Origin of the sequence: Pseudomonas onubensis (assembly GCF_965653655.1) — a bacterium.
Lineage (GTDB): Bacteria > Pseudomonadota > Gammaproteobacteria > Pseudomonadales > Pseudomonadaceae > Aquipseudomonas.
In genome coordinates this window covers 23732-43551 of record NZ_CBFHAZ010000023.1, presented here as the reverse complement: position 1 = coordinate 43551, position 19820 = coordinate 23732, and the positions used below count along the sequence as shown (strand labels likewise).

The 19820-nt window shown below is 61.6% G+C and carries 20 protein-coding genes; 12 read left to right on the top strand and 8 right to left on the bottom strand.

The annotated features are described in order from the left end of the window. Nucleotides 1–30: 30 nt before the first annotated feature. From ACTD9P_RS10600 to ACTD9P_RS10575, 6 genes are read right to left on the bottom strand one after another with little or no spacing between them, the layout of a single operon-like run. Nucleotides 31–705: a DUF1120 domain-containing protein gene (locus tag ACTD9P_RS10600; RefSeq protein WP_438867680.1), complete on the bottom strand. Its 675-nt coding sequence runs from the start codon at nt 703–705 to the stop codon at nt 31–33. Nucleotides 706–708: 3 nt separating this feature from the next. Further along, nucleotides 709–1326 (bottom strand): DUF1120 domain-containing protein, encoded by a 618-nt coding sequence (locus ACTD9P_RS10595; protein WP_438867679.1) that lies wholly within the window; start codon nt 1324–1326, stop codon nt 709–711. An 11-nt stretch (nt 1327–1337) separates the two neighbouring features. Continuing rightward, nucleotides 1338–1952 (bottom strand): DUF1120 domain-containing protein, encoded by a 615-nt coding sequence (locus tag ACTD9P_RS10590; RefSeq protein ID WP_438867678.1) that lies wholly within the window; start codon nt 1950–1952, stop codon nt 1338–1340. 42 nt (nt 1953–1994) lie between these two features. Continuing rightward, the gene (locus ACTD9P_RS10585) at nt 1995–2612 is read right to left on the bottom strand and encodes a DUF1120 domain-containing protein (protein ID WP_438867677.1); all 618 of its coding nucleotides are present in this window, start codon (nt 2610–2612) and stop codon (nt 1995–1997) included. Nucleotides 2613–2639: 27 nt separating this feature from the next. Further along, nucleotides 2640–3266 (bottom strand): DUF1120 domain-containing protein, encoded by a 627-nt coding sequence (locus ACTD9P_RS10580; RefSeq protein WP_438867676.1) that lies wholly within the window; start codon nt 3264–3266, stop codon nt 2640–2642. 14 nt (nt 3267–3280) lie between these two features. Then, nucleotides 3281–3904 carry a DUF1120 domain-containing protein gene (locus ACTD9P_RS10575; RefSeq protein WP_438867675.1) on the bottom strand — a complete coding sequence of 208 codons (624 nt, stop codon included), beginning with the start codon at nt 3902–3904 and terminating at the stop codon, nt 3281–3283. 393 nt (nt 3905–4297) lie between these two features. Between ACTD9P_RS10575 and ACTD9P_RS10570 the strand changes: the two genes are divergently transcribed. The 7 genes from ACTD9P_RS10570 (at nt 4298) to dacB (ending at nt 11955) form a co-directional block, all read left to right on the top strand. Continuing rightward, the gene (locus ACTD9P_RS10570; protein ID WP_438867674.1) at nt 4298–5116 is read left to right on the top strand and encodes a response regulator; all 819 of its coding nucleotides are present in this window, start codon (nt 4298–4300) and stop codon (nt 5114–5116) included. A gap of 199 nt (nt 5117–5315) precedes the next feature. Next, nucleotides 5316–5951, top strand: coding sequence for a response regulator (locus ACTD9P_RS10565; RefSeq protein WP_438867673.1), 636 nt, complete (start codon nt 5316–5318; stop codon nt 5949–5951). A gap of 91 nt (nt 5952–6042) precedes the next feature. After that, nucleotides 6043–6513 carry a nuclear transport factor 2 family protein gene (locus ACTD9P_RS10560; protein WP_438867672.1) on the top strand — a complete coding sequence of 157 codons (471 nt, stop codon included), beginning with the start codon at nt 6043–6045 and terminating at the stop codon, nt 6511–6513. 36 nt (nt 6514–6549) lie between these two features. Continuing rightward, nucleotides 6550–6825, top strand: coding sequence for a GIY-YIG nuclease family protein (locus ACTD9P_RS10555; RefSeq protein ID WP_438867671.1), 276 nt, complete (start codon nt 6550–6552; stop codon nt 6823–6825). A 75-nt stretch (nt 6826–6900) separates the two neighbouring features. Further along, nucleotides 6901–7836: a glutathione S-transferase family protein gene (locus ACTD9P_RS10550; protein ID WP_438867670.1), complete on the top strand. Its 936-nt coding sequence runs from the start codon at nt 6901–6903 to the stop codon at nt 7834–7836. Nucleotides 7837–7945: 109 nt separating this feature from the next. Further along, nucleotides 7946–10360: a TonB-dependent siderophore receptor gene (locus tag ACTD9P_RS10545; RefSeq protein ID WP_438867669.1), complete on the top strand. Its 2415-nt coding sequence runs from the start codon at nt 7946–7948 to the stop codon at nt 10358–10360. Nucleotides 10361–10497: 137 nt separating this feature from the next. Next, complete coding sequence (gene dacB, locus ACTD9P_RS10540; RefSeq protein ID WP_438867668.1) at nt 10498–11955, top strand: D-alanyl-D-alanine carboxypeptidase/D-alanyl-D-alanine endopeptidase; 1458 nt, start codon at nt 10498–10500, stop codon at nt 11953–11955. 1 nt (nt 11956) lies between these two features. Here dacB and ACTD9P_RS10535 read toward each other — a convergent pair whose 3' ends face one another. Further along, complete coding sequence (locus ACTD9P_RS10535; protein WP_438867667.1) at nt 11957–12736, bottom strand: IclR family transcriptional regulator; 780 nt, start codon at nt 12734–12736, stop codon at nt 11957–11959. Between the two features lie 120 nt (nt 12737–12856). Here ACTD9P_RS10535 and hmgA point away from each other — a divergent pair, with 120 nt between their 5' ends. The 4 genes from hmgA (at nt 12857) to ACTD9P_RS10515 (ending at nt 17588) form a co-directional block, all read left to right on the top strand. Next, entirely contained in the window at nt 12857–14140 is a 1284-nt protein-coding gene (gene hmgA, locus ACTD9P_RS10530; protein ID WP_438867666.1) for a homogentisate 1,2-dioxygenase, read from the top strand. Between the two features lie 3 nt (nt 14141–14143). Further along, complete coding sequence (gene fahA, locus ACTD9P_RS10525; RefSeq protein WP_438867665.1) at nt 14144–15430, top strand: fumarylacetoacetase; 1287 nt, start codon at nt 14144–14146, stop codon at nt 15428–15430. A gap of 12 nt (nt 15431–15442) precedes the next feature. After that, complete coding sequence (gene maiA, locus ACTD9P_RS10520; protein WP_438867664.1) at nt 15443–16084, top strand: maleylacetoacetate isomerase; 642 nt, start codon at nt 15443–15445, stop codon at nt 16082–16084. Between the two features lie 133 nt (nt 16085–16217). Then, complete coding sequence (locus ACTD9P_RS10515; protein ID WP_438867663.1) at nt 16218–17588, top strand: MFS transporter; 1371 nt, start codon at nt 16218–16220, stop codon at nt 17586–17588. A 196-nt stretch (nt 17589–17784) separates the two neighbouring features. Here ACTD9P_RS10515 and ACTD9P_RS10510 read toward each other — a convergent pair whose 3' ends face one another. Next, nucleotides 17785–18588, bottom strand: a complete 804-nt coding sequence (locus ACTD9P_RS10510) for a SirB1 family protein (RefSeq protein WP_438867662.1) — start codon at nt 18586–18588, stop codon at nt 17785–17787. 187 nt (nt 18589–18775) lie between these two features. On the opposite strand from ACTD9P_RS10510, the gene ACTD9P_RS10505 reads away from it, so the two are divergent. Further along, on the top strand, nt 18776–19795 hold the full coding sequence (locus ACTD9P_RS10505) for a Glu/Leu/Phe/Val dehydrogenase family protein (RefSeq protein ID WP_438867660.1): 1020 nt from the start codon (nt 18776–18778) through the stop codon (nt 19793–19795). Nucleotides 19796–19820: the final 25 nt, after the last annotated feature.

Here is a 19820-nt window from a genome sequence, read left to right as displayed (position 1 = left end):
GGGGTTTCCATTAGGCCAAAAAAGTGTCGGTCAGAGGTAGCGCAAATCCAGAACGATGGAGCCGTCCAAAGGGACTTCCTGATCCAGCGTCAGGTACTGTGAGGAGTTGACGGCGGTGTCCACCTGAAGCTCGGCGTTTAACTGGCTGATGAAGTCGGGTTGACGGTCACCGGCCAGTGCGAAAGCCATGTAGTAGCGTGGGTAGGCATGCGGTTGCTGCAGCCAGGTTTCACCGCTGTCGGTGGACGCCAATACCTGCATGGGCTGCGCGTCGCCCAATGCGTTGCGATAGGACAACGCCACGTAGCCCAGGCGTTCTCCGGGGGCGTGGATGTTGCTGCCCAACCCATAGAGAAACTCGGGTTCCAGCGAGGATTCCGCACGATTGTCGACACCCACCAGTGCAAACAACATCGGCCTGGCGCAGAACACATTCAGGCCAAGTATCCGACTGGGCAGCAGGGTGAACTCGTTGGGTTTGAGGCTGTGAGATGGGATCTTGCCGTGGTCGATGCCGCCTTCCTCCGTCAGCTCGATATGGCAAGCATCCGGAGTTATTCGGCCGGTTACCGTGAGGTCGACAATCGAAGCTGCGCGGGCGTCGGCCAGACAGAATAAGGCGGCGAAGCAACAGGCGAACCTATTCAGTACCGACACAGGTAGGCGCAGCCCATGCCCGGCGGTGTTCAAGGGATGGGCGGCCATGGCTTAGAGGTACTTCACTTCAAGGGTGGCGGAGCCGTCGATGGTCACCTCATTGCTGAGGTCCAGGCCGTCGGTGCGGTTGATGAACGTCTCTACCAGCAGTTCAACGCTCAAGTCCTTGACCGCCAGTGGCTGGGTATCGTCATCCATGGCTGCCACCGACATGTACACGCTGGGGTCCCAGGATTTTGTTTTACTCCAAGTTTGGCCTTGGTCGTAGGAAGCAATCGTCTGTACTACTGCGCTGCCCTCGGCAACCGGGTTGTTCAGGGTAAGCATGTACCGACCAAGCTTTTGGGTCTCGTTGATAAAACCCAGCCCGAAGTCTGAGTAACTCGATGCTGCACGGTTATCGATAGAGTTCAGGGCAAACTGGATAGGGGCGTCGCAGTTCACGGCCATCAATAATGTGTGAGGGGCTAGCGCCTTCTCGCTGGTTGGAAGCAAATCCTTGGCGGAAATTTTTCCGTGGTCGATCACGCCACCACCGGACAGGCTCGGCGTACAAGCGCTGGGCACGATCAGGCCCTTGACGGTCAGGTCCACGCTGGAGGCGGCAAAGGCGGTGGCCGAGCTGAGCAGTAATGCGCTGGCGGCGAGGGTGGTCAATCGGGTTTTCATCGGGAGCTCCTTTAGAGGTAGTTGACTTGCACGGTGGCGTGGCCATCGATAGGCACTTCGTCGGTCAGCGTCAGGTTGCTGGCGGGCGCAATGTGAGTGATCAGGCGGATCTCGGCGTCCAGTTCGCGGATCGCAATCGGCACTACGCCGTCGTTGTCGGCGACTGCGGTCAACACGGTATGGCTGAGCATCACCGAGGGCATCCAGGTCACGCCGCCATCCCTGGAGGTGATGGTGCGCACCGGCACGCCGTCGGCTACCGGCGCATAGAGGCCAAGCCCGGCATCACCGACTTTTTCATCGTTGGGCGTCATGCCCAGGCCATGCCAGCTGAAGTGGTTGGCGGTGGTGCCTGCGCGGTTATCGATGGTGTTGAGGGTAAAAAATGTCGGCCCCTCGCAACGCACGCTCAACAGCATGGTTTCTCTGGGCAGGTCGGTGTAGGTGTCGGCATTGAGGTCCTTGACCGATACCTTGCCGAAGTCGACGTTGCCGCCGCCGGAGACCACTGGGGCGCAGGCGCTGGGGGTGATGATGCCTTGGACGAGCAACTCGGTATTACTGGCGGCGAACGCTGTCGGGCAGAGCAGCAAGGCGCCGATCAAGCTGGGGGCAAAAACCTTCATGGTCAGTGGAACTCCTCGGGCATGGGTGCGGGTTAAGGGGCGTTACAGGTACATGACTTCAAGGGTCGCGGAGCCATCGAGAGGCACTTCCTGAGTCAATGTCAGGTCGTTTGCAGGCGCAATTGCGGCACGCAGCGTGACGTCCATGCTCATGTCCTGCAGTGGGTGGGGAGCCCAGTCGCCGCTGTTGCGGCTGCCCAGGGCCACCCAGTTGTCGGGGCCGATGCCGTCGCTCTCGGCCAGCTCCCACCAGTAGCCTTCTGAATTCATGATCAGCACGGTCGAAGGGATCGGGGCGACGGGGTTGCCGAATGACAACATAAACGCACCGAGCTTCTCGGTCTGGTTGACGCCCAGGCCAAAGGCATTGGGGATCATTGCGGAACCGCCGCGATTGTCGAAGGGCTTGAGCGCAAACAGCGTCGCGGCCTCGCAGATCACGTTCAGTGTCACGCGCCTGGGTTCCAGCCAGGTTGGTTTGTCGGTGTTCAGATCCCTTGCCGCGATTTTTCCGAAGTCGATATCGCCCGGCATGCTGGGTGTGCAGGCGCTGGGTGTGATCACGCCCTTGACGCTCAGGTCGACGCTGCTGGCGGCCAATACCTGGCCGGTGGCGGTCAGCAACACTGTCACGGCGAGGGTCGTGAGGGGGCTAGCCATGGGGCACCTCCTGTGAAGTAGTCGGGGTTACAGGTATTTCACTTCGAGCGTGGCGGAGCCGTTGATCGGCACCTCTGTGGTCAGGTCCATGCCTGCCGTGGGCGCGATAACGGTTTCTACCATTAGATCAGCCGTCACTTGCTGGACCGGGGTCGGCGCCCAACTGCCAGTCGAGCGATCACCAAACGAGGCGTGGTAGGTAATCGGCCAGACGTCGCCCGGGAAACTTTCCTTCCAGGTGAGGCCGTCATCAGCGGACTCAATCATGGCGATCGCCGCGCCGTCGGCCACAGGGTTGCCCAGTACCAAGGTGTATCCGCCCAATTTTTTGCCGCTGACCAGGCCCAGACCGTAGCGATTCATCGGGTCATGGGAGTCCCCCTTGTTATCGGTGCCCTTCAGGGCCAACTGGGTTGGCGCATCACAGCTGATCGCCAGTTGCAGGGTCTGCCTGCCCAGCAAAGTCCAATGCTCCTTTTCCAAATCCTTGGCCGCGACTTTGCCGTGATCGACGATGCCACCGCTGGAAAGGGCGGGGGTGCAGGCGCTGGGTGTGATCAAGCCTTTGACGGTCAGGTCCACGCTGCTGGCGGCGAATGCCGAGGAGGTCATGGCGAGCAGCAGGGCACCGCTCAGGGACAGGGAGATTTTCATTTCAGGGGCGTCCATTACAGGTACTTGACTTCAAAGGTTGCGGAACCGTCGATTGCGACTTCGTCGGTCAATGTCAGATTTTTTGCCGGGGCAATGGAGCCGTACAGGGTGATGTCCATCGTCACGTCCTTGATCGGATGCGGCGCCCAACCGTTATCGCCGCGGCTGCCCAGCGCGACAAACTCATCAGGCCCGATAGCGTCGTCCGGATAAAGGTTTGTCCATTTACCGTCGGCGTTGTACATCGCCAGCAGGGTAGAGGGCGTTTCGGCGATGGGGTTGTTGAACCCGAAGCTGTATTGGCCGAGTTTCTGGTTTTCGTTGATCAAGCCCAGGCCAAAGGCGTAGCCATAGATGGAAGAGCCTGCTCGGTTATCGATGAGGTCGATGGCGAACAGCGTCGCCGCGTCGCAGTTCACGCTCAGTTGCAGGGTCTTGCGTTCAAGCGCTGTGGTGGCGTCGAAATTCAGATCTTTTGCCGCGATTTTTCCAAAGTCCACGTCGCCTGGCAGGCTGGCTGAGCAGGCGCTGGGGGTAATCAAACCCTTGACGGTCAGGTCGACGCTGCTGGCGGCGAACGCGGGTGAAGTCATGGCAAGCAGCAGGGCACTGCTCAGCAGGGATACAGGGGTCTTCATTTCAATGGTTCCATTGCGGGCTGACAGATAGAGGCGCGTGCAGGGCTGTGCCCGATCCGGTATGGGCGGGTGACTGGCCGAGCGACGGTCTCAATGTTTTTTAGCGGTTGCCGGGGAGTGGCACGCCGTCCCTCTGTTGGGGTAGGCACAATTTAGCGAGGGGGATGTGCAGGGGAAATACAACAAATACGACATTGACAGGGCGGTGCGAAGGCGATGATTCAGAGGGGATTTTCGTAGTTGTTGTATGGGCTTTAACTAATTCAAAAGGTTATTGGTTATTGGCCGATAGCATTCAAAAGAATGCGTCGACCATTGCTGCATGACAGGCCTCAAGGGCTATTGCACCAGTGCTGCGGATTGCTGCCGTATCAATAGTCGATAGAGGTACTGATGGGTTCGCTGGTAGGTTCAACCACAGGAGCGAGCCGCATACTGAAGTCGCCAGGCCCACCCCCGTTTCATTGGCGACGCCTGAGTGTGCTGGTTGTGGATGACCATTCTGCCTATCGCCTGTTGCTGGGAGGGTTGCTGCAGAAACTGGGGCTGGGGCACGAGGTAGCCGCCGACGGCTACCTCGGGCTGGTGGCCTTTACCAGCCGCCCCTTCGACCTGGTGATCAGCGATTGCCAGATGCCATTTATGGACGGCTACAGCATGGCCCGCGCCATTCGCCAGCATGAGTGCGACACCGGGATGAGGCGCGTGCCGATCATTGCCTTGACCGCCAACCTGCAAAACGACAGCCCCCAACGTTGCCGTGATGCAGGCATGGATGCCTGGTTGCTCAAGCCACTGACGCTGGAACAATTGCACGCTGTGCTGGCGCGTTGGCTGCCGGGTGTGGATGACCCCTCTGTCGTCCGGGAGGCGGTTGCGCCGCGCGCCGGCTGGCCAACCCGTGCCACGCTGGTCGCAACCTTTGGCAGCGGGGATATCGTCGATCAGTTGTTGGAAACCCTGTTGGTGGAAGCTTGGGAAGACCATCGTGTATTGCGCCATGCCTGCTCGACGTTGAACGCACCACTGACCGCTGAGCGCCTCCATCGTCTGGTCGGCAGCCTGGTGTTTTTGGGTGGTACTGGCCTTGAGTCGTGTGCCGTGAAGCTGATCGAGCAGGTCCAGTCCCAGGGCGTTGCGGCGCATAAGGTGCAATTGGAATTGTTCCTGGCCCGGTTGTTGGTCTATCTCGAGTACCTGACTGAGGTCTGAGGAACGGTATTTGCTTCTGGCGTTTGCAATCCGACGATCTAGTTTTGGTTGTAGGTTTTTTCCTGTTGTTGTGTAGGCAAAAAAATGTGAACTAGTGAACATTGGGGTCGGCTGCAAGCGGCTGTTTGTTAACGGTTGTTGATGAGCGCCGGCGGGGGTATTTTGCGCGGATTCAAGTTGCCATCATTCGTGAGTCCCTATGCTTCGAGTAGTTATTGCTGACGATCACCCCATTGTTCGTATCGGGCAGAAAGTCGTGATTGAGGCGCATGGCAGGTGCAAAGTGGTCGCTGAAGCCGACGGCCCCGATCAGTTGCTCGACGTGTTAAGCACGACCCCGTGTGACTTGCTCGTCACAGACTTTGCCATGCCCGGCGGCCAGCAAGCCGATGGCTACGGTTTGTTGAGCCTGTTGCACCGCCAATACCCGCAGTTGCCGGTGATTCTGGTGACCATGTTCGCCAGCGTCGCCACCTTGCGGGCGTCCTTCGCCCATGGCGCAAGGGCGGTGGTGGCCAAAAGTGCTTCGGCCAAGGAGCTGCCCCTGGCGATCAAGGCCGTGTGTGCCGGCCAGACTTTCGCCAGTGAATCGCTGCGGGTGCAAATGGTGGAGGCGGGCACGGGTGATCAGTCCCAGGAGCCGCAATTGTCCAGCAAGGAGCGCGAGGTGGTGCGCATGCTGGCCAGTGGCATGACGGTCAGCCAGATTGCGGCGAAGGTCAACCGCAGCATTTCCACGATCAGTAAGCAAAAAAGCACGGCCATGCAGCGGCTGAGCATTTCCACTGACGTTGACCTGTTCGCCTATGCGCGCAGCACTGGGATGGTGCCGTAGGGTTATGCATTTGCGTGGCGAATGTCAGTAGCCAGCGCGGTGTGGGCAGCTTATCGTGCGCCTATTCTTTCGACGTCTGCGGAGCCTGCCCATGAGTGATGCCCATAACGCCCTGATCACCGAGTTCTACAGCGCCTTTCAGCGTCTGGACGCCGAAGCCATGGCCGCCTGCTACAGCGAAGACGTAGTGTTCAGCGACCCGGCCTTCGGCGAGTTGCGCGGGCGTGACGCCGGGGACATGTGGCGCATGCTCACCACGCGGGCCAAAGACTTTTCCCTGACCTTCGACCACGTGCGCAGCGATGACACCACCGGCAGCGCGCATTGGGTGGCGACCTACCTGTTCAGCGCCACCGGCAATACGGTGGTCAACGATATCGGTGCGCGGTTTGTGTTTCGCGATGGCAAGATCTGCGAGCACCACGATCACTTTGACCTGTGGCGTTGGTCGCGTCAGGCCCTGGGCTTGAAGGGCTTGCTGCTGGGCTGGTCGCCGGCGCTGAAAAACGCCGTGCGCGCTCAGGCACTCAAAGGCTTGAAGGCATTTCAGGCCGGTCGTTGATAAGCTGGGCGTTCTTCTGGTTTGCCGGCATTCCCCGTGACTGATCTTCCTCAACCCAAACCCTGGTTTGTCTACCTGGTGCGTGCCGCCAATGGCTCGCTGTATTGCGGCATCAGCAATGACCCGGTGCGCCGTTTTGCCTCGCATCAGAGCGGCAAGGGCGCGCGGTTTTTTCTGTCCAGCCCGGCCGTGGCGCTGGTGTACACCGAGCAGTGCGCCTCCAAGGGCGAGGCGCTGCGCCAGGAGCGGCTGATCAAGAAGTTGAAGAAAAGCGCCAAGGAATGCCTGGCGGCGAGCGCCACATTGATTTGATTGATAGCTTCCCATTGTCCCCACGCAGGGCTTTGCAGGCTAAGCTAGCCGTTCATCTATCGAGCGGAGACCGGCATGTCTGAGTTGATCCTGCACCACTACCCAACCTCACCCTTTGCAGAAAAAGCTCGGCTGCTGCTGGGTTTCAAAGGGTTGTCCTGGCACTCCGTACACATTTCACCGGTCATGCCTAAACCTGACTTGACGGCCTTGACCGGCGGCTACCGGAAAACCCCGGTACTGCAAGTCGGCGCCGATATCTATTGCGACACTGCCCTGATCGCCCGTCGCCTTGAGCAGCAAACGTCCACGCCGGCGCTGTTCCCGTTAGGCCAGGAAATGATCACGCAGACGTTCGCCACCTGGGCCGACAGCGTTGTGTTCTCCCATGCCGTCAGCCTGGTATTCCAGCCGGAGTCAGTGGCGGTGCGCTTTGGCAAATTGCCACCGGAAGCGATCAAAGCGTTTATCGCTGACCGTGCCGCGCTGTTCAGTGGCGGCACGGCCAGCAAACTCCCGGCCGAACTGGCCAAGCACCAATGGCCGGCGATCATGGCGCGTCTGGAGTACCAGCTGCAGCACGCGCCGGGAGACTTTCTGTTCGGTGAGCCGTCGATTGCCGACTTCGCCTTGGCCCACCCGATGTGGTTCCTCAAAGCCACTCCTGTGACCGCTCCATTGGTGGATGCTTATCCGGCCGTCTTGGCTTGGCTGGCGCGCGTGTTGGGTTTTGGTCACGGCAGCGCGAGTCAGATGACGGCGGAGCAGGCATTGGCGATCGCCCGTAATGCCACGCCTGCGGCATTGCCGGATGACGAGTTCGAGGACTTGAATGGTTTCAAGGCGGGTCAGTCGGTAACGATTGCGGCCATTGATTACGGGGTTGATCCGGTTGCCGGTGAGCTGCTGTTTGCCGGGCGTGAAGAGCTGATCCTGCGTCGTACCGACGAACGGGCCGGCACCGTGCACGTGCACTTCCCGCGCATGGGGTTTCGCATTCAGGCGCAATAAATAAAAATATTTGCAAACAAATGTGAGGTAAAGCGCCCGCCCATCCGTGTAGTGCTTGAAACTGCGATCTATTCGCATTAACAGCGTTTTCTACACGGGTTCTCACAGCATGAAATCGACGGCGGGCGGTTGGGTAAAACAGTGGCTGGGAGCCTCGGTGTTGGCGGTGTCAGGGCTGGCGTTACTGCCCTTGGCGATTGCGCAGGCGCAGGAGCAACAAAGCGCCCAGTTCACTTTTGCCCTGGCAGCCAAACCGCTGCCCCAGGCGCTGAGCGATTTCAGCCGGGTGACCGGCATCAGCGTGATCTACACCGATGAAGCACCCTATGGCCTCAGCGCGCCGGCGGTCAGTGGGCAGATGAGTGCCACCCAGGCCCTGCAACGCCTGCTCGGCAACTCAGGCTTTACCTTCCGCCAGATCGACGCCCGCACCCTGGCCCTGGAACCTGTGCCCACCGACGGCGCCGTCAACCTGGGCGCCACCACCATCAGCGGCGCAAGCCAAGCCCAGGACACCACCAGCTACCAGCCGCCGCCCACCAGCTCGGTGATGCGCTCCCATGGCCTGCTGCTGGAAACCCCGCAAACCGTCAACGTCGTGCCCGCCCAAGTGCTGCGCGACCAACAGCCGCGCAACCTGGACGACGCACTGGGCAATATCAGCGGCATCACCCAGGCCAACACCCTCGGCAGCACCCAGGACGCGGTGATGCTGCGCGGCTTTGGTGACAACCGTAACGGCTCGATCATGCGAGACGGCATGCCGATAGTGCAGGGCCGTGCACTGAATTCCACCGCCGAGCGCGTCGAAGTGCTCAAAGGCCCGTCGTCGCTGCTGTACGGCATTCAAGATCCGGGTGGCGTGGTCAATATCGTCAGCAAAAAGCCCGAACTGGTGCAGTCCACTTCCCTGACTGCACGCGGCTCGAGCTTCGGTGACGGCAAGAACGGCAGTGGCGGCAACCTCGACACCACCGGCCCGATTGGTGACAGCGGCCTGGCCTATCGGCTGATCGTCGACCATGAAGACGAAGATTACTGGCGCAACTTCGGCACCCACCGCGAGACGTTGGTGGCGCCGTCCCTGGCCTGGTACGGCGACACCACCAAAGTGGTGTTCGCCTATGAACACCGCGAGTTCCTTTCGCCGTTCGACCGTGGCACCGCCATCGACCCCAAGACCAACCATCCGTTGAACATCCCCGCGACCCGTCGGCTGGATGAGCCGTTCAACAATATGCAAGGCCACTCCGACCTGTATCGCCTGGAAGTCGACCATGACTTGAACGACGACTGGAAAGCCCACTTTGGTTACAGCTGGAACCGCGAGACCTACGACGCCAGCCAGGTGCGCGTGGTCAAGGTCAACACCAACGGCACCCTGACCCGCAGCATGGACGGCACCCAAGGCGCGTTGACCACCGACCGCTTCGCCACCACCAGCCTGGAAGGCAAGGTCAATGTCGGCGGCATGCAGCACGACCTGGTGTTCGGCCTGGATGACGAGTACCGCAAGATCTACCGTGCCGACCTGATTCGCCAGGCGCCGCGTGGCCCGTTCAATTACAACAACCCGGTGTACGGCAACGAAGTCGCAGGCACCACCGTCAGCGCGCCGGACAGCAACCAGACCGACCTGCTGCGCAGCGATTCGCTGTTCTTCCAGGACGCCATCCACCTCAATGACCAGTGGATTCTGGTCGGCGGTGCGCGCTACCAGATGTACGACCAATACGCGGGCAAAGGCGTGCCGTTCACCGCCAACACCGATGGCAACGGCCAGAAGTGGGTGCCGCGTGCCGGCCTGGTGTATCGCTACACCGATCAATTGTCGTTCTACGGCAGCTACACCGAGTCGTTCAAGCCCAACTCCACCATCGCGCCGTTGGCCAACAAAAGCGTGCTGGACGGCAGCCTGGAACCGGAGCAGTCCAAGGCCTGGGAGCTGGGCACCAAACTCGACATACCGGGGCGCATCACCGCCAGCGCTGCGCTGTTCAATATCGAAAAACGCAACGTACTGGTACAGGTCGGCGACGGTTTGGCGGCGGTCTATAGCGTGGCGGGCAAGGTGCGTTCCCGTGGCCTGGAGCTGGACGCCAGCGGCCAGCTCACCGACAACTGGAGCCTGATCGGCAGTTACGCCTACACCGATGCCGAGGTGACTGAAGACCCGACGCTCAAAGGCAATCGCTTGCAAAACGTGGCGAAAAACACCGCTTCATTGTCGGCTGTGTATGACTTCGGCAGCATTCTCGGCGGCGACCAATTGCGCGTGGGCGCCGGTGCCCGTTACGTGGGCGAGCGGGCCGGGGACGCGGCCAACAGCTTCGAACTGCCGAGCTACACGGTGGCCGATGCGTTTGCCAGCTACGACACCAAAATCGACGGGCAGAAGGTCAAGTTCCAGCTCAACGTGAAGAACCTGTTCGATCGCACCTACTACACCTCGTCAGTGAACACGCAGTTTGTGTCCATCGGCGATGCGCGGCAGGTGTCGGTCTCCAGCACCCTGCAGTTCTAAGACCAGCACCCTGGTGTGGCTGAGGGAGCAAGTTCCCTCACCACAACAGGCCCGATCCCACAGCCGCCCCGCTCGCCACAACGGCATTGAACTGGTAGCGTTGCCGCCACTGAATACTTTGCGGGAAAACGGTACTGATGCAGTTGGGTCGATGGATACACACCAGCGCGATGCTGGTGGGCTTGAGTTTGTTACTGGGCGGTTGCGCCACGCCTTCGAAGACGGCCACCGGGCACAGCCTCGACCAGTTGCTGGCCGACCCGGCGCTGCGCGGCGCCTCGGTCTCGCTGATGGTGCGGGACGCCAACAGTGGCGCCACGCTGTATCAGCACAACCCGCGCACGCGGCTGGTGCCGGCTTCCAACCTCAAACTGCTGACCACGGCCGCGGCCATGGATGTGCTTGGGCCGCAGTACCGTTTCGCCACACAACTGCTGAGCAACGGCATTCGCCAGGGCGATCGCTTGACCGGCAACCTGTACCTGCGCGGCCTGGGTGACCCGACCATTCAGTTCGCCGATTACCAGGCGTTGGCGGCGCAGTTGGCCAGCCAGGGCGTGCGTCAGGTGCAGGGCGACCTGGTGTTTGATGACACCTGGTTTGACGCCGAGCGGCTGGGCGTCGACTGGTCCCACGACGACGAAACCACCTACTACGGCGCACAGATTTCGGCGCTGACCGTGTCACCCAATTCCGATTTTGATGCCGGCAGTGTGCTGGTCACCGCCAAGGCCCCAGCGCGGGCCGGGCAGCCTGTGAGTGTCGACATCTTCCCGCCCACCAACTACCTGCAACTGAGCAACCGCGCTGTCAGTGGGCCGGGCAACACCTACGGGATCAACCGTCGCCATGGCACCAACCTGCTGCAACTCAGCGGCGCCGTGGCGCCGGGGCGTCAGAGCGAGCAACTGGTGAGTGTCTGGGAGCCAACGCAACTGGTGGCCAACTTGTTCGAGCAAGCGCTGGCGCAGCAGGGGATTACCGTGCAGGGCCGTCGAGTGATGGGCGCTGCCAGCCCGGCGGCGGTGACGGTGCTGGCCGAGCACAAGTCGGCGCCGTTGCAGGAATTGATCACGCCGCTGCTCAAACTCTCGAACAACAACATGTCCGAAGCCTTGCTCAAGGCCATGGGCCGCCAGACGGCCAACAGTGGCACGGCGGCGGCGGGTGCGGTGGCGGTGGCCGGGTTTCTCAAGCGCCAGGGGCTGGATACGGCGACGCTGAGCCAGGTCGACGGCTCGGGGCTGTCGCGACGTAATCTGGTGTCGTCGCAAAACCTCACCGACCTGCTGCTGGCCGCGAGCAAACAGCCGTGGTTCAACGCCTGGTACAACGCGCTGCCGATTGCCGGCAATACCGACCGCATGACCGGCGGCAGCCTGCGTTATCGCCTGCGCGGCACCGCGGCCGAGAACAACTTGCATGCCAAGACCGGCTCCATGGGCGGCGTGTCGTCCTTGAGCGGTTACATCACCGATACCCAAGGCCGCAAGCTGGTGTTCTCGATGCTGAGTAACAATTACGTGGTGGGCGGCGCGCAGGTCAAAGCCGTGGAAAACCGCGTGGCGCTGGCCCTGTCACGCTGGGACGAGTGACTCAGGGCTGATAGCCCATGCGCCAACTCACGGCCCGGGTCGCCGCCAGCAACCGCTGCGCCGCCGGGCCGTCTTCATCGGCATGGAACAGTGAGGTGGGGCCGACCACGGTCATCACCGCCGCCACTTGCCCGACCGCATTGAACACCGGCGCCGACAACGCATCCACGCCGGGCATCAGCAAACCATGCACAAAGTGCAGGCCGCGGCGGCGAATCTGTTCACAGGCGCTGGCGTAAGCCTCGTCGTCCGCCAGGGCATGGGCAATCCCGGCCTGAATCTCGCGTTCGCGCAATTCCACGGTTTCCCGCGACGGTAAATAGGCGCTGAACACCAGCCCGGTGGACGAGCTGAGCAGCGGCAGTACCGAACCCAACTGCGTCACTACAGTGACGGCGCGCACCGCCGGTTCGATCTGCACCACGGTCGCGCCCTGGTTGCCCCACACGGCCAAAAAGCAGGTTTCATTCAATTCATCGCGCAGCTCTGCCAGCGGCATCGCACCGACTTTCAACACGTCTATGCTGCCCAGCGCTGCCAAACCCACGCGCAACGCCTCGCGGCCCAGGCCGTAATGGTTGGTGGCGGTGTTCTGTTCGGCAAACCCTGAGGCGATCAGCGCCTGCAAATAGCGGTGGACCTTGCTCGCCGGCATCTGCACATGTTCGGCCAGGCGCGACAGCGAAGTGGCCGGGGACAGTTCGGCCAGCGCCTTGAGGATATCGGTGCCCACTTCGGCCGAGCGGACTTTCTGTTTACCGGTGTCGCGGGGCTTTTCCATGGAAGGGCGAGAATCCGAGAGATGAATGGGCGTCTTTATAGCTTGACGGTCGATAGTGATCAAATTACGTTATGCGTAACTGGATTACGATAAAAACAACTTCCGCACAGAGGATGATCCATGAACCTCGAATACCTGTCGGGTTTCGGCAATGAATTCGCCAGCGAAGCCCTGCCCGGCGCGCTGCCCGTGGGCCAGAACTCCCCGCAAAAAGCCCCCTACGGCCTGTACACCGAACTGTTTTCCGGCACCGCCTTTACCATGGCGCGCAGCGAAGCCCGCCGCACCTGGCTGTACCGCATTCAGCCGTCGGCCAACCACCCGGCGTTTATCAAGCTGGAACGGCAATTGGCCGGTGGGCCGTTGGGCGCGGTGACGCCGAATCGCTTGCGCTGGAACCCGCTGGATATCCCGAGTGAGCCCACCGACTTTGTCGACGGTCTGGTCGGCATGGCCGCCAACTCCGGGTCGGAAAAACCTTCAGGCATCAGCATCTACACCTACCGCGCCAACCTTTCCATGGAGCGCGTGTTTTTCAATGCCGATGGCGAACTGTTGATCGTCCCCGAGCAAGGCCGTCTGCGTATCGCCACCGAGTTGGGTGTGCTGGACGTCGAGCCGCTGGAAATCGTGGTGCTGCCCCGCGGCCTGAAATTTCGCATCGAACTGCTGGATGCCCAGGCACGCGGCTACGTTGCGGAAAACCACGGCGCGCCACTGCGTCTGCCGGACCTGGGGCCAATCGGCAGCAACGGTCTGGCTAACCCGCGTGATTTTCTTACGCCGGTTGCCCACTACGAAGACAGTAAAAAGCCTACAACGCTGGTGCAGAAGTTCCTCGGCGAACTGTGGGCCTGTGAGCTGGACCATTCGCCGTTGAACGTGGTCGCCTGGCACGGCAATAACGTGCCGTACAAATACGACCTGCGCCGCTTCAACACCATCGGCACGGTGAGTTTCGATCACCCGGACCCGTCGATCTTTACCGTATTGACCTCGCCCACCAGCGTGCATGGCCTGGCTAACCTCGACTTCGTGATCTTCCCGCCGCGCTGGATGGTGGCCGAAAACACCTTCCGCCCGCCGTGGTTCCACCGCAACCTGATGAACGAATACATGGGCCTGATCCAGGGCGCCTACGACGCCAAGGCCGAGGGTTTCCTGCCGGGCGGCGTGTCACTGCACAGCTGCATGAGCGCCCACGGCCCGGACGGCGAGACCTGCACCAAAGCCATCAACGTGGACCTGGCACCGCACAAGCTCGATAACACCATGGCCTTCATGTTCGAGACCAGCCAGGTGCTGCGCCCGACACAGTTCGCCCTTGAGTGCCCGCAACTGCAACCTTCCTACGACGCGTGCTGGGCTTCGCTGCCCGCCACCTTCAACCCGAACCGGAGATAACCGATGACTCAGCCAACCCTTACCCGCAGCTGGGTAGCCTCCGCCAACGGCCACCGCGATTTCCCCTTGCAGAACCTGCCGCTGGGTGTGTTCAGCATCAATGGCTCGGCACCGCGCAGTGGCGTGGCGATTGGCGATTCGATTCTCGACCTGCACGCTGCGCTGGATGAGTTCGAAGGTGAAGCACGGCGTGCCGTTGAAGCCACCGCCGGTGGCCAACTGAACGCGTTTTTTGAACTCGGCCGTGGCCCACGCGTAGCCTTGCGCGAGCGCCTGCTGGAACTGCTCGCCGAAGGCAGCAAGATGCACACCCGTGAGGCGCAGGTGCTGCACCGCGCGGCGGATTGCCAGATGCATTTGCCGGCGAAGATCAACGATTACACCGACTTCTACGTCGGCATCGAACACGCGCAAAACATCGGCAAACTGTTCCGTCCCGACAACCCGTTGCTGCCCAACTACAAGTACGTGCCGATCGGTTACCACGGTCGCGCCTCGACCATTCGCCCCTCGGGCACGGACGTACGTCGGCCTAAGGGCCAGACGCTGCCGGCCGGCCACACCGAGCCAACCTTCGGCCCGTGCGCGCGCCTGGATTATGAGTTGGAACTGGGCATCTGGATCGGCCAGGGCAATGCCATGGGCGACTCGATTGCCATTGGCGACGCCGCTGAACATATTGCCGGTTTCTGCCTGCTCAACGACTGGTCGGCGCGGGATATCCAGGCCTGGGAATACCAGCCGCTCGGCCCGTTCCTGTCGAAAAGCTTCATCACCAGCATTTCGCCGTGGGTGGTCACTGCCGAAGCGCTGGAACCGTTCCGCAAAGCCCAACCGGCACGTCCCGCAGGTGACCCGCAGCCGCTGCCGTACCTGCTGGATACGCGTGACCAGACCACGGGAGGCCTGGACATCCAGTTGGAAGTGCTGCTGACCACCGCTGCGATGCGCGAGCAAAACCTGCCGGAACACCGCCTGGCCCTGAGCAACACCCAGCACATGTACTGGACCGTAGCGCAGTTGGTTGCACACCACAGCGTCAACGGCTGCCAGCTGCAGGCCGGTGATTTGTTTGGTTCGGGCACCTTGTCCGGGCCGCAGCCAGGGCAATTCGGCAGCCTGCTGGAGATCACCGAAGGCGGTAAAAAACCGATTGAACTGGCCTCCGGCGAGGTGCGCAAGTTCCTTGAAGATGGCGACGAAATCATCCTGCGCGCCCGTTGCAACCGTGAAGGTTTTGCCTCCATCGGTTTCGGCGAATGCCGTGGCACCGTGATTGCAGCACGCTAAGAGGGCAGGGCGATGCAACTCTATACCTACTACCGTTCTACGGCGTCGTACCGGGTGCGCATCGCCCTGGCGCTCAAGGGGCTGGACTTTACCGCCGTGCCGGTGAACCTGCTGGTGCCGCCGGGTGGTGCCAATCGTCAGCCGCAGTACCTGGCGATTAACCCGCAGGGCCGTGTGCCGGCGCTGCGTACCGAGGCTGGCGAGCTCTTGATTCAATCACCGGCAATCATCGAGTACCTGGAAGAGCGTTATCCACAGGCGCCACTGCTCTCCAAGGACTTGGCGACCCGCGCCCATGAGCGCGCTGTGGCGTCGATCATCGGCTGTGATATCCATCCGCTGCACAACTCCAGCACGCAAAACCTGCTGCGCAAATGGGGGCATGACGAGGCACAAGTGCTCGAGTGGATCGGGCATTGGATCAGCCAGGGCCTGGGCGCGGTGGAGCAGTTGATTGGCGATGAAGGCTTTTGTTTTGGTGAGCAGCCGGGGATGGCCGATGCGTTTCTGATCCCGCAGTTGTACGCGGCTGAACGCTTCAAGGTGCCGTTGGGCGCTTACCCACGCATTGGCCGCGTGGCGGCGCTGGCGGCGCAGCATCCGGCGTTTGTGCAAGCGCATCCGGCGAATCAACCTGACACCCCTGACACCTGACGATCGTTCCCACGCTCCGCGTGGGAATGCATCGTGTGACGCTCCGCGTCACGGTTCCAAGAGCGGACGCAGAGCGTCCAAGGCTGTATTCCCACGCGGAGCGCGGGAACAATAATAAAAACAGGTACTTGCGATGCACAATCAGATTGCGAGCTTTCGCACGGCACTCGACGCCCGTCCGGTGTCGCGCTACCAGTGGTTGATTCTGCTGTTGCTGGCGCTACTGCTGGTAACCGACGGCTATGACGCTCAGGTACTGGGTTATGTGGTGCCGGCGTTGGCTCAGGACTGGGGCCTGGAAAAAGCCGCGTTCGGCCCGGTGTTCAGCGCCAACCTGCTGGGCCTGACCTTGGGCTCGTTGTTGGTGACGCCGCTGGCCGACCGCTTCGGCGTGCGCCGTATCCTGCTGGCCTGCGTGCTGATCTACGCGAGCCTCACCGTGCTGATGGTGTTCGCCAACTCGCTGACCACCCTGATGGCCGCGCGGTTTATCTGCGGCATTGGCATGGGCGGCGCGATGCCCAGCGCCATGGCGTTGATGTCGGAATATTCCCCACCGCGCATGCGCACCTTGATGGTGACACTGGCCGCCTGCGGCTTCTCGTTTGGCGGTGCGGCGGGTGGGTTTGTGGCAGCGGGGTTTATCGAAGGCTACGGCTGGCAGGCAGTCTTCCTGGCGGGCGGGGTGACGCCGTTGCTGTTGTTCCCCTTCCTGGTGTGGCTGCTGCCGGAATCGTTGCCACGCCTGTTACGTGATGCGCCACCGTATACGCGGCTGCAAAAGGTCACGGCGCGCATGCTGCCCGACTGGCAGCCGCCGCTGGCGAGTGAAGCAGACAACCTTCAAGAGCAGGGCAGCAAACTCACGGTGCTGGAGCTGTTTCGCAACGGCTATGCGCGTCCGACCGTGCTGATTTGGGCGACTTTTTTTGTCAGCCTGATCCTGCTGTATTTCATGATCAGCTGGCTGCCGACGCTGCTGCTGGAAAGCGGCCTGGCGTTGAAACAAGCTAACCTTGTGACCTCAATGTTCCTGTTTGCCGGCACCTTGGGCGCCATCGGCATGGCCTGGTTTGCCGACCGCCTTAAAAGCAAAGTGCGGTTGTTGTCCGGCGTGTTGGCGGCGGCTGCGGTGTGCACGATTTTGCTCGGGTTGAACCATGACAACCCGCGTTATCTGGTGGCCTGTGTGTTCGCGGCCGGGTTCTGCATTATTGGTGGGCAACTGACCCTCAACGCTTTCGCCAGCAACTTCTACCCGGCGCACGTGCGCGCCACTGGCACTGGCTGGGCCTTGGGCGTGGGGCGCTTTGGTTCAATCCTGGGGCCGTTGTTTGGCAGCATGTTGCTGGCGATGCATATTCCGGTTGAGCAGATCTTTTTCTTCTGCGCGATTCCGGCGGTGATTGCGGCGCTGTTGATCATTCAGGTGCGCTCGCCTGGCTCCAACGCGGTGCAGGGTCCTTTGCACAGCGATACTCTCAAGGCGCGGGCCAATCATTGATTCAATGCCGATCAAGTGCGGGAGCTGGCGTGTTGTGGCGAGCGGGCTTGCCCCGCGTTGGGCTGCGAAGCGGCCCCAAAACCTGCCACTGCGGTGTGTCTGGAGAAATGCGGTGACTGTATTGGGGCTGCTGCGCAGCCCAACGCGGGGCAAGCCCGCTCGCCACAATAAATCCTGATCGCCAAAAATAAGTATGTCAGTGCACCACGGTGTTGGGCGGCAAATGCCCCAGCCGCTCGGTCAGTCGCAGGCGCTGGATCGGGTCTTCGCTGAGCAGCAGGGCATGTTCCAGGTCAAAACGCTCGGCGCTCGGGCAGTCCAGGCGCTGGTAAAGGCTGGCCCGCGCCAGGTAATCCGCTGCGCTGGCGTTACCCAATTCCAGCACGCGCTCGGCGTCGATCAGGGCCGACAGCGGGTGGTCATTGGCCAGGTGCAGTTGGCGCAGGTTACGTGACAGCCGTTGCAGAATCGCGCGCGGTTCGGCGGTGTGCAGGTGCTCGGCCTGTAACTTGAGGTTTGGCCCGTACTGGCGATGCAGCAACTCGCGGCAGTCGTTGGGGTACAGGCGCCGCCCGCCGCAAGGGTCCAATAGGTGATCGGCGCCAGGCACTCGCAGCAGGAAATGGCCGGGGAAGTTAACGCCCACCATGGGGATATCCAGGCGCCGCGCCATCTCCAGCGCGATCAGGCCCATGGCCAAGGGTTGGCCGCGTTTGCGCTGCAGCACCTTGTCGAGCAGCGCGGCGGCGGGGCGTAGTGGCGTCGAATCATCCTGGGCAAACCCCAGGTCATTCATACGCCGCAGCAGCGGCTGGCCGAGTTCATCCGCCGGCAGCATGGGCATGCCGACGCTGACCTGTTGTTGCAGCAAGGTCAGGTCTTGCAGGATCAGCAGGGGTTGCACGCTCGGATCATGTTCAGCCGCTATCCACAGCGCGGCTTCAAACAGCGCTGGCGGTGAGCGGTCCAGGCAGGCGAAAAAGGCTTTGCGGGGATTCATTGCATTCTCCGGCGGATGCCCACGTTTTAGCCTTGCTGTGAATTTTCGTCCAGTAACTTAAGAAATGTCCTGCGTGCTTATGTCGTGATGCCTACGAAACCTGGCGGCTTATTCCAGCGTGATTCAGCAGTTTTCTACCGCAAGCCTATACTGGGGCCTCTACCAGAAGTGATTCGGGAGCCTGACGATGTTTGCGCTTATGCACAGCACCCGCCTTGAATCGCTGCACCTGAGCGTCGACCCGGTCACCGGGTTGAAGGCCGTCATCGCCATCCACAACAGCCGCCTCGGCCCTGCCTTGGGCGGTTGCCGTTATCTTGCTTACCCCGACGATGAAAGTGCCGTAGCCGATGCTGCGCGCCTGGCCCAAGGCATGAGCTACAAAGCTGCCCTGGCCGGCCTGCCGGTGGGCGGTGGCACGGCGGTGATTATCCGCCCCGTGCACGTGGAAAGCCGGGCCGCGTTGTTCGAAGCATTTGGCCGTTGTATCGAAAAACTCGACGGCCGTTTTGTCACCTCGATCGACAGCGGCACCTCTGTCGCCGATATGGACTGCATCGCCCAACACACCCGTTTCGTCACCAGCACCACGGCCGCAGGTGACCCGGCGCCGCATGCGGCCATGGGCGTGTTCACCGGTATTCGCACCACCGCCATGGCGCGCCTGGGCAGTGACAACCTCGAAGGCCTGCGCGTCGCGATCCAGGGCCTGGGCAATGTCGGTTTTGCCCTGGCCGAACAACTGCACGCGGCGGGCGCCGAGCTGCTGGTCAGCGACATCGACCACGGCAAGGTGCAACTGGCCATGGAGCAGCTCGGCGCACACCCCATCGCCAACGATGCCTTGCTCAGCACACCCTGTGACATCCTGGCGCCATGCGGTGTGGGTGCAGTGTTCAATCGCCACACGGTCGGCCAACTGCGCTGCGCCGCCGTGGCCGGCTCCGCCAGCGCGCAATTGACCACCTTGGACATTGCCGACCAACTGGAAGGGCGCGGCATCCTTTACGCTCCGGACTACGTGATCAACTCCGGCGGCCTGATCTACGTCGCCCTCAAACACGCCGGCACCGAACTGCCTGGCATCACTGCGCACCTGTCGAACATCGGCACGCGCCTGACTGAAATCTTCGCCCACGCCCAAGCCGAAAAACGCTCCCCGGCGCGGGTGGCGGACGAGTTGGCCGAACGCCTGCTCTACAAATAGCCCAGGCATTAAAAAGGCCCTGAAT

Bases quoted from the DNA above. Each gene is read 5' to 3' on its own strand.
- ACTD9P_RS10570 (WP_438867674.1), top strand. From the start codon at position 4,298: ATGGGTTCGCTGGTAGGTTCAACCACAGGAGCGAGCCGCATACTGAAG.
- ACTD9P_RS10560 (WP_438867672.1), top strand. From the start codon at position 6,043: ATGAGTGATGCCCATAACGCCCTGATCACCGAGTTCTACAGCGCCTTT.
- ACTD9P_RS10515 (WP_438867663.1), top strand. From the start codon at position 16,218: ATGCACAATCAGATTGCGAGCTTTCGCACGGCACTCGACGCCCGTCCG.
- ACTD9P_RS10535 (WP_438867667.1), bottom strand. From the start codon at position 12,736: ATGGAAAAGCCCCGCGACACCGGTAAACAGAAAGTCCGCTCGGCCGAA.
- ACTD9P_RS10585 (WP_438867677.1), bottom strand. From the start codon at position 2,612: ATGGCTAGCCCCCTCACGACCCTCGCCGTGACAGTGTTGCTGACCGCC.
- hmgA (WP_438867666.1), top strand. From the start codon at position 12,857: ATGAACCTCGAATACCTGTCGGGTTTCGGCAATGAATTCGCCAGCGAA.
- fahA (WP_438867665.1), top strand. From the start codon at position 14,144: ATGACTCAGCCAACCCTTACCCGCAGCTGGGTAGCCTCCGCCAACGGC.
- ACTD9P_RS10595 (WP_438867679.1), bottom strand. From the start codon at position 1,326: ATGAAAACCCGATTGACCACCCTCGCCGCCAGCGCATTACTGCTCAGC.
- ACTD9P_RS10575 (WP_438867675.1), bottom strand. From the start codon at position 3,904: ATGAAGACCCCTGTATCCCTGCTGAGCAGTGCCCTGCTGCTTGCCATG.
- ACTD9P_RS10545 (WP_438867669.1), top strand. From the start codon at position 7,946: ATGAAATCGACGGCGGGCGGTTGGGTAAAACAGTGGCTGGGAGCCTCG.
- dacB (WP_438867668.1), top strand. From the start codon at position 10,498: ATGCAGTTGGGTCGATGGATACACACCAGCGCGATGCTGGTGGGCTTG.
- ACTD9P_RS10510 (WP_438867662.1), bottom strand. From the start codon at position 18,588: ATGAATCCCCGCAAAGCCTTTTTCGCCTGCCTGGACCGCTCACCGCCA.
- ACTD9P_RS10580 (WP_438867676.1), bottom strand. From the start codon at position 3,266: ATGAAAATCTCCCTGTCCCTGAGCGGTGCCCTGCTGCTCGCCATGACC.
- ACTD9P_RS10505 (WP_438867660.1), top strand. From the start codon at position 18,776: ATGTTTGCGCTTATGCACAGCACCCGCCTTGAATCGCTGCACCTGAGC.
- maiA (WP_438867664.1), top strand. From the start codon at position 15,443: ATGCAACTCTATACCTACTACCGTTCTACGGCGTCGTACCGGGTGCGC.
- ACTD9P_RS10565 (WP_438867673.1), top strand. From the start codon at position 5,316: ATGCTTCGAGTAGTTATTGCTGACGATCACCCCATTGTTCGTATCGGG.
- ACTD9P_RS10590 (WP_438867678.1), bottom strand. From the start codon at position 1,952: ATGAAGGTTTTTGCCCCCAGCTTGATCGGCGCCTTGCTGCTCTGCCCG.
- ACTD9P_RS10600 (WP_438867680.1), bottom strand. From the start codon at position 705: ATGGCCGCCCATCCCTTGAACACCGCCGGGCATGGGCTGCGCCTACCT.
- ACTD9P_RS10550 (WP_438867670.1), top strand. From the start codon at position 6,901: ATGTCTGAGTTGATCCTGCACCACTACCCAACCTCACCCTTTGCAGAA.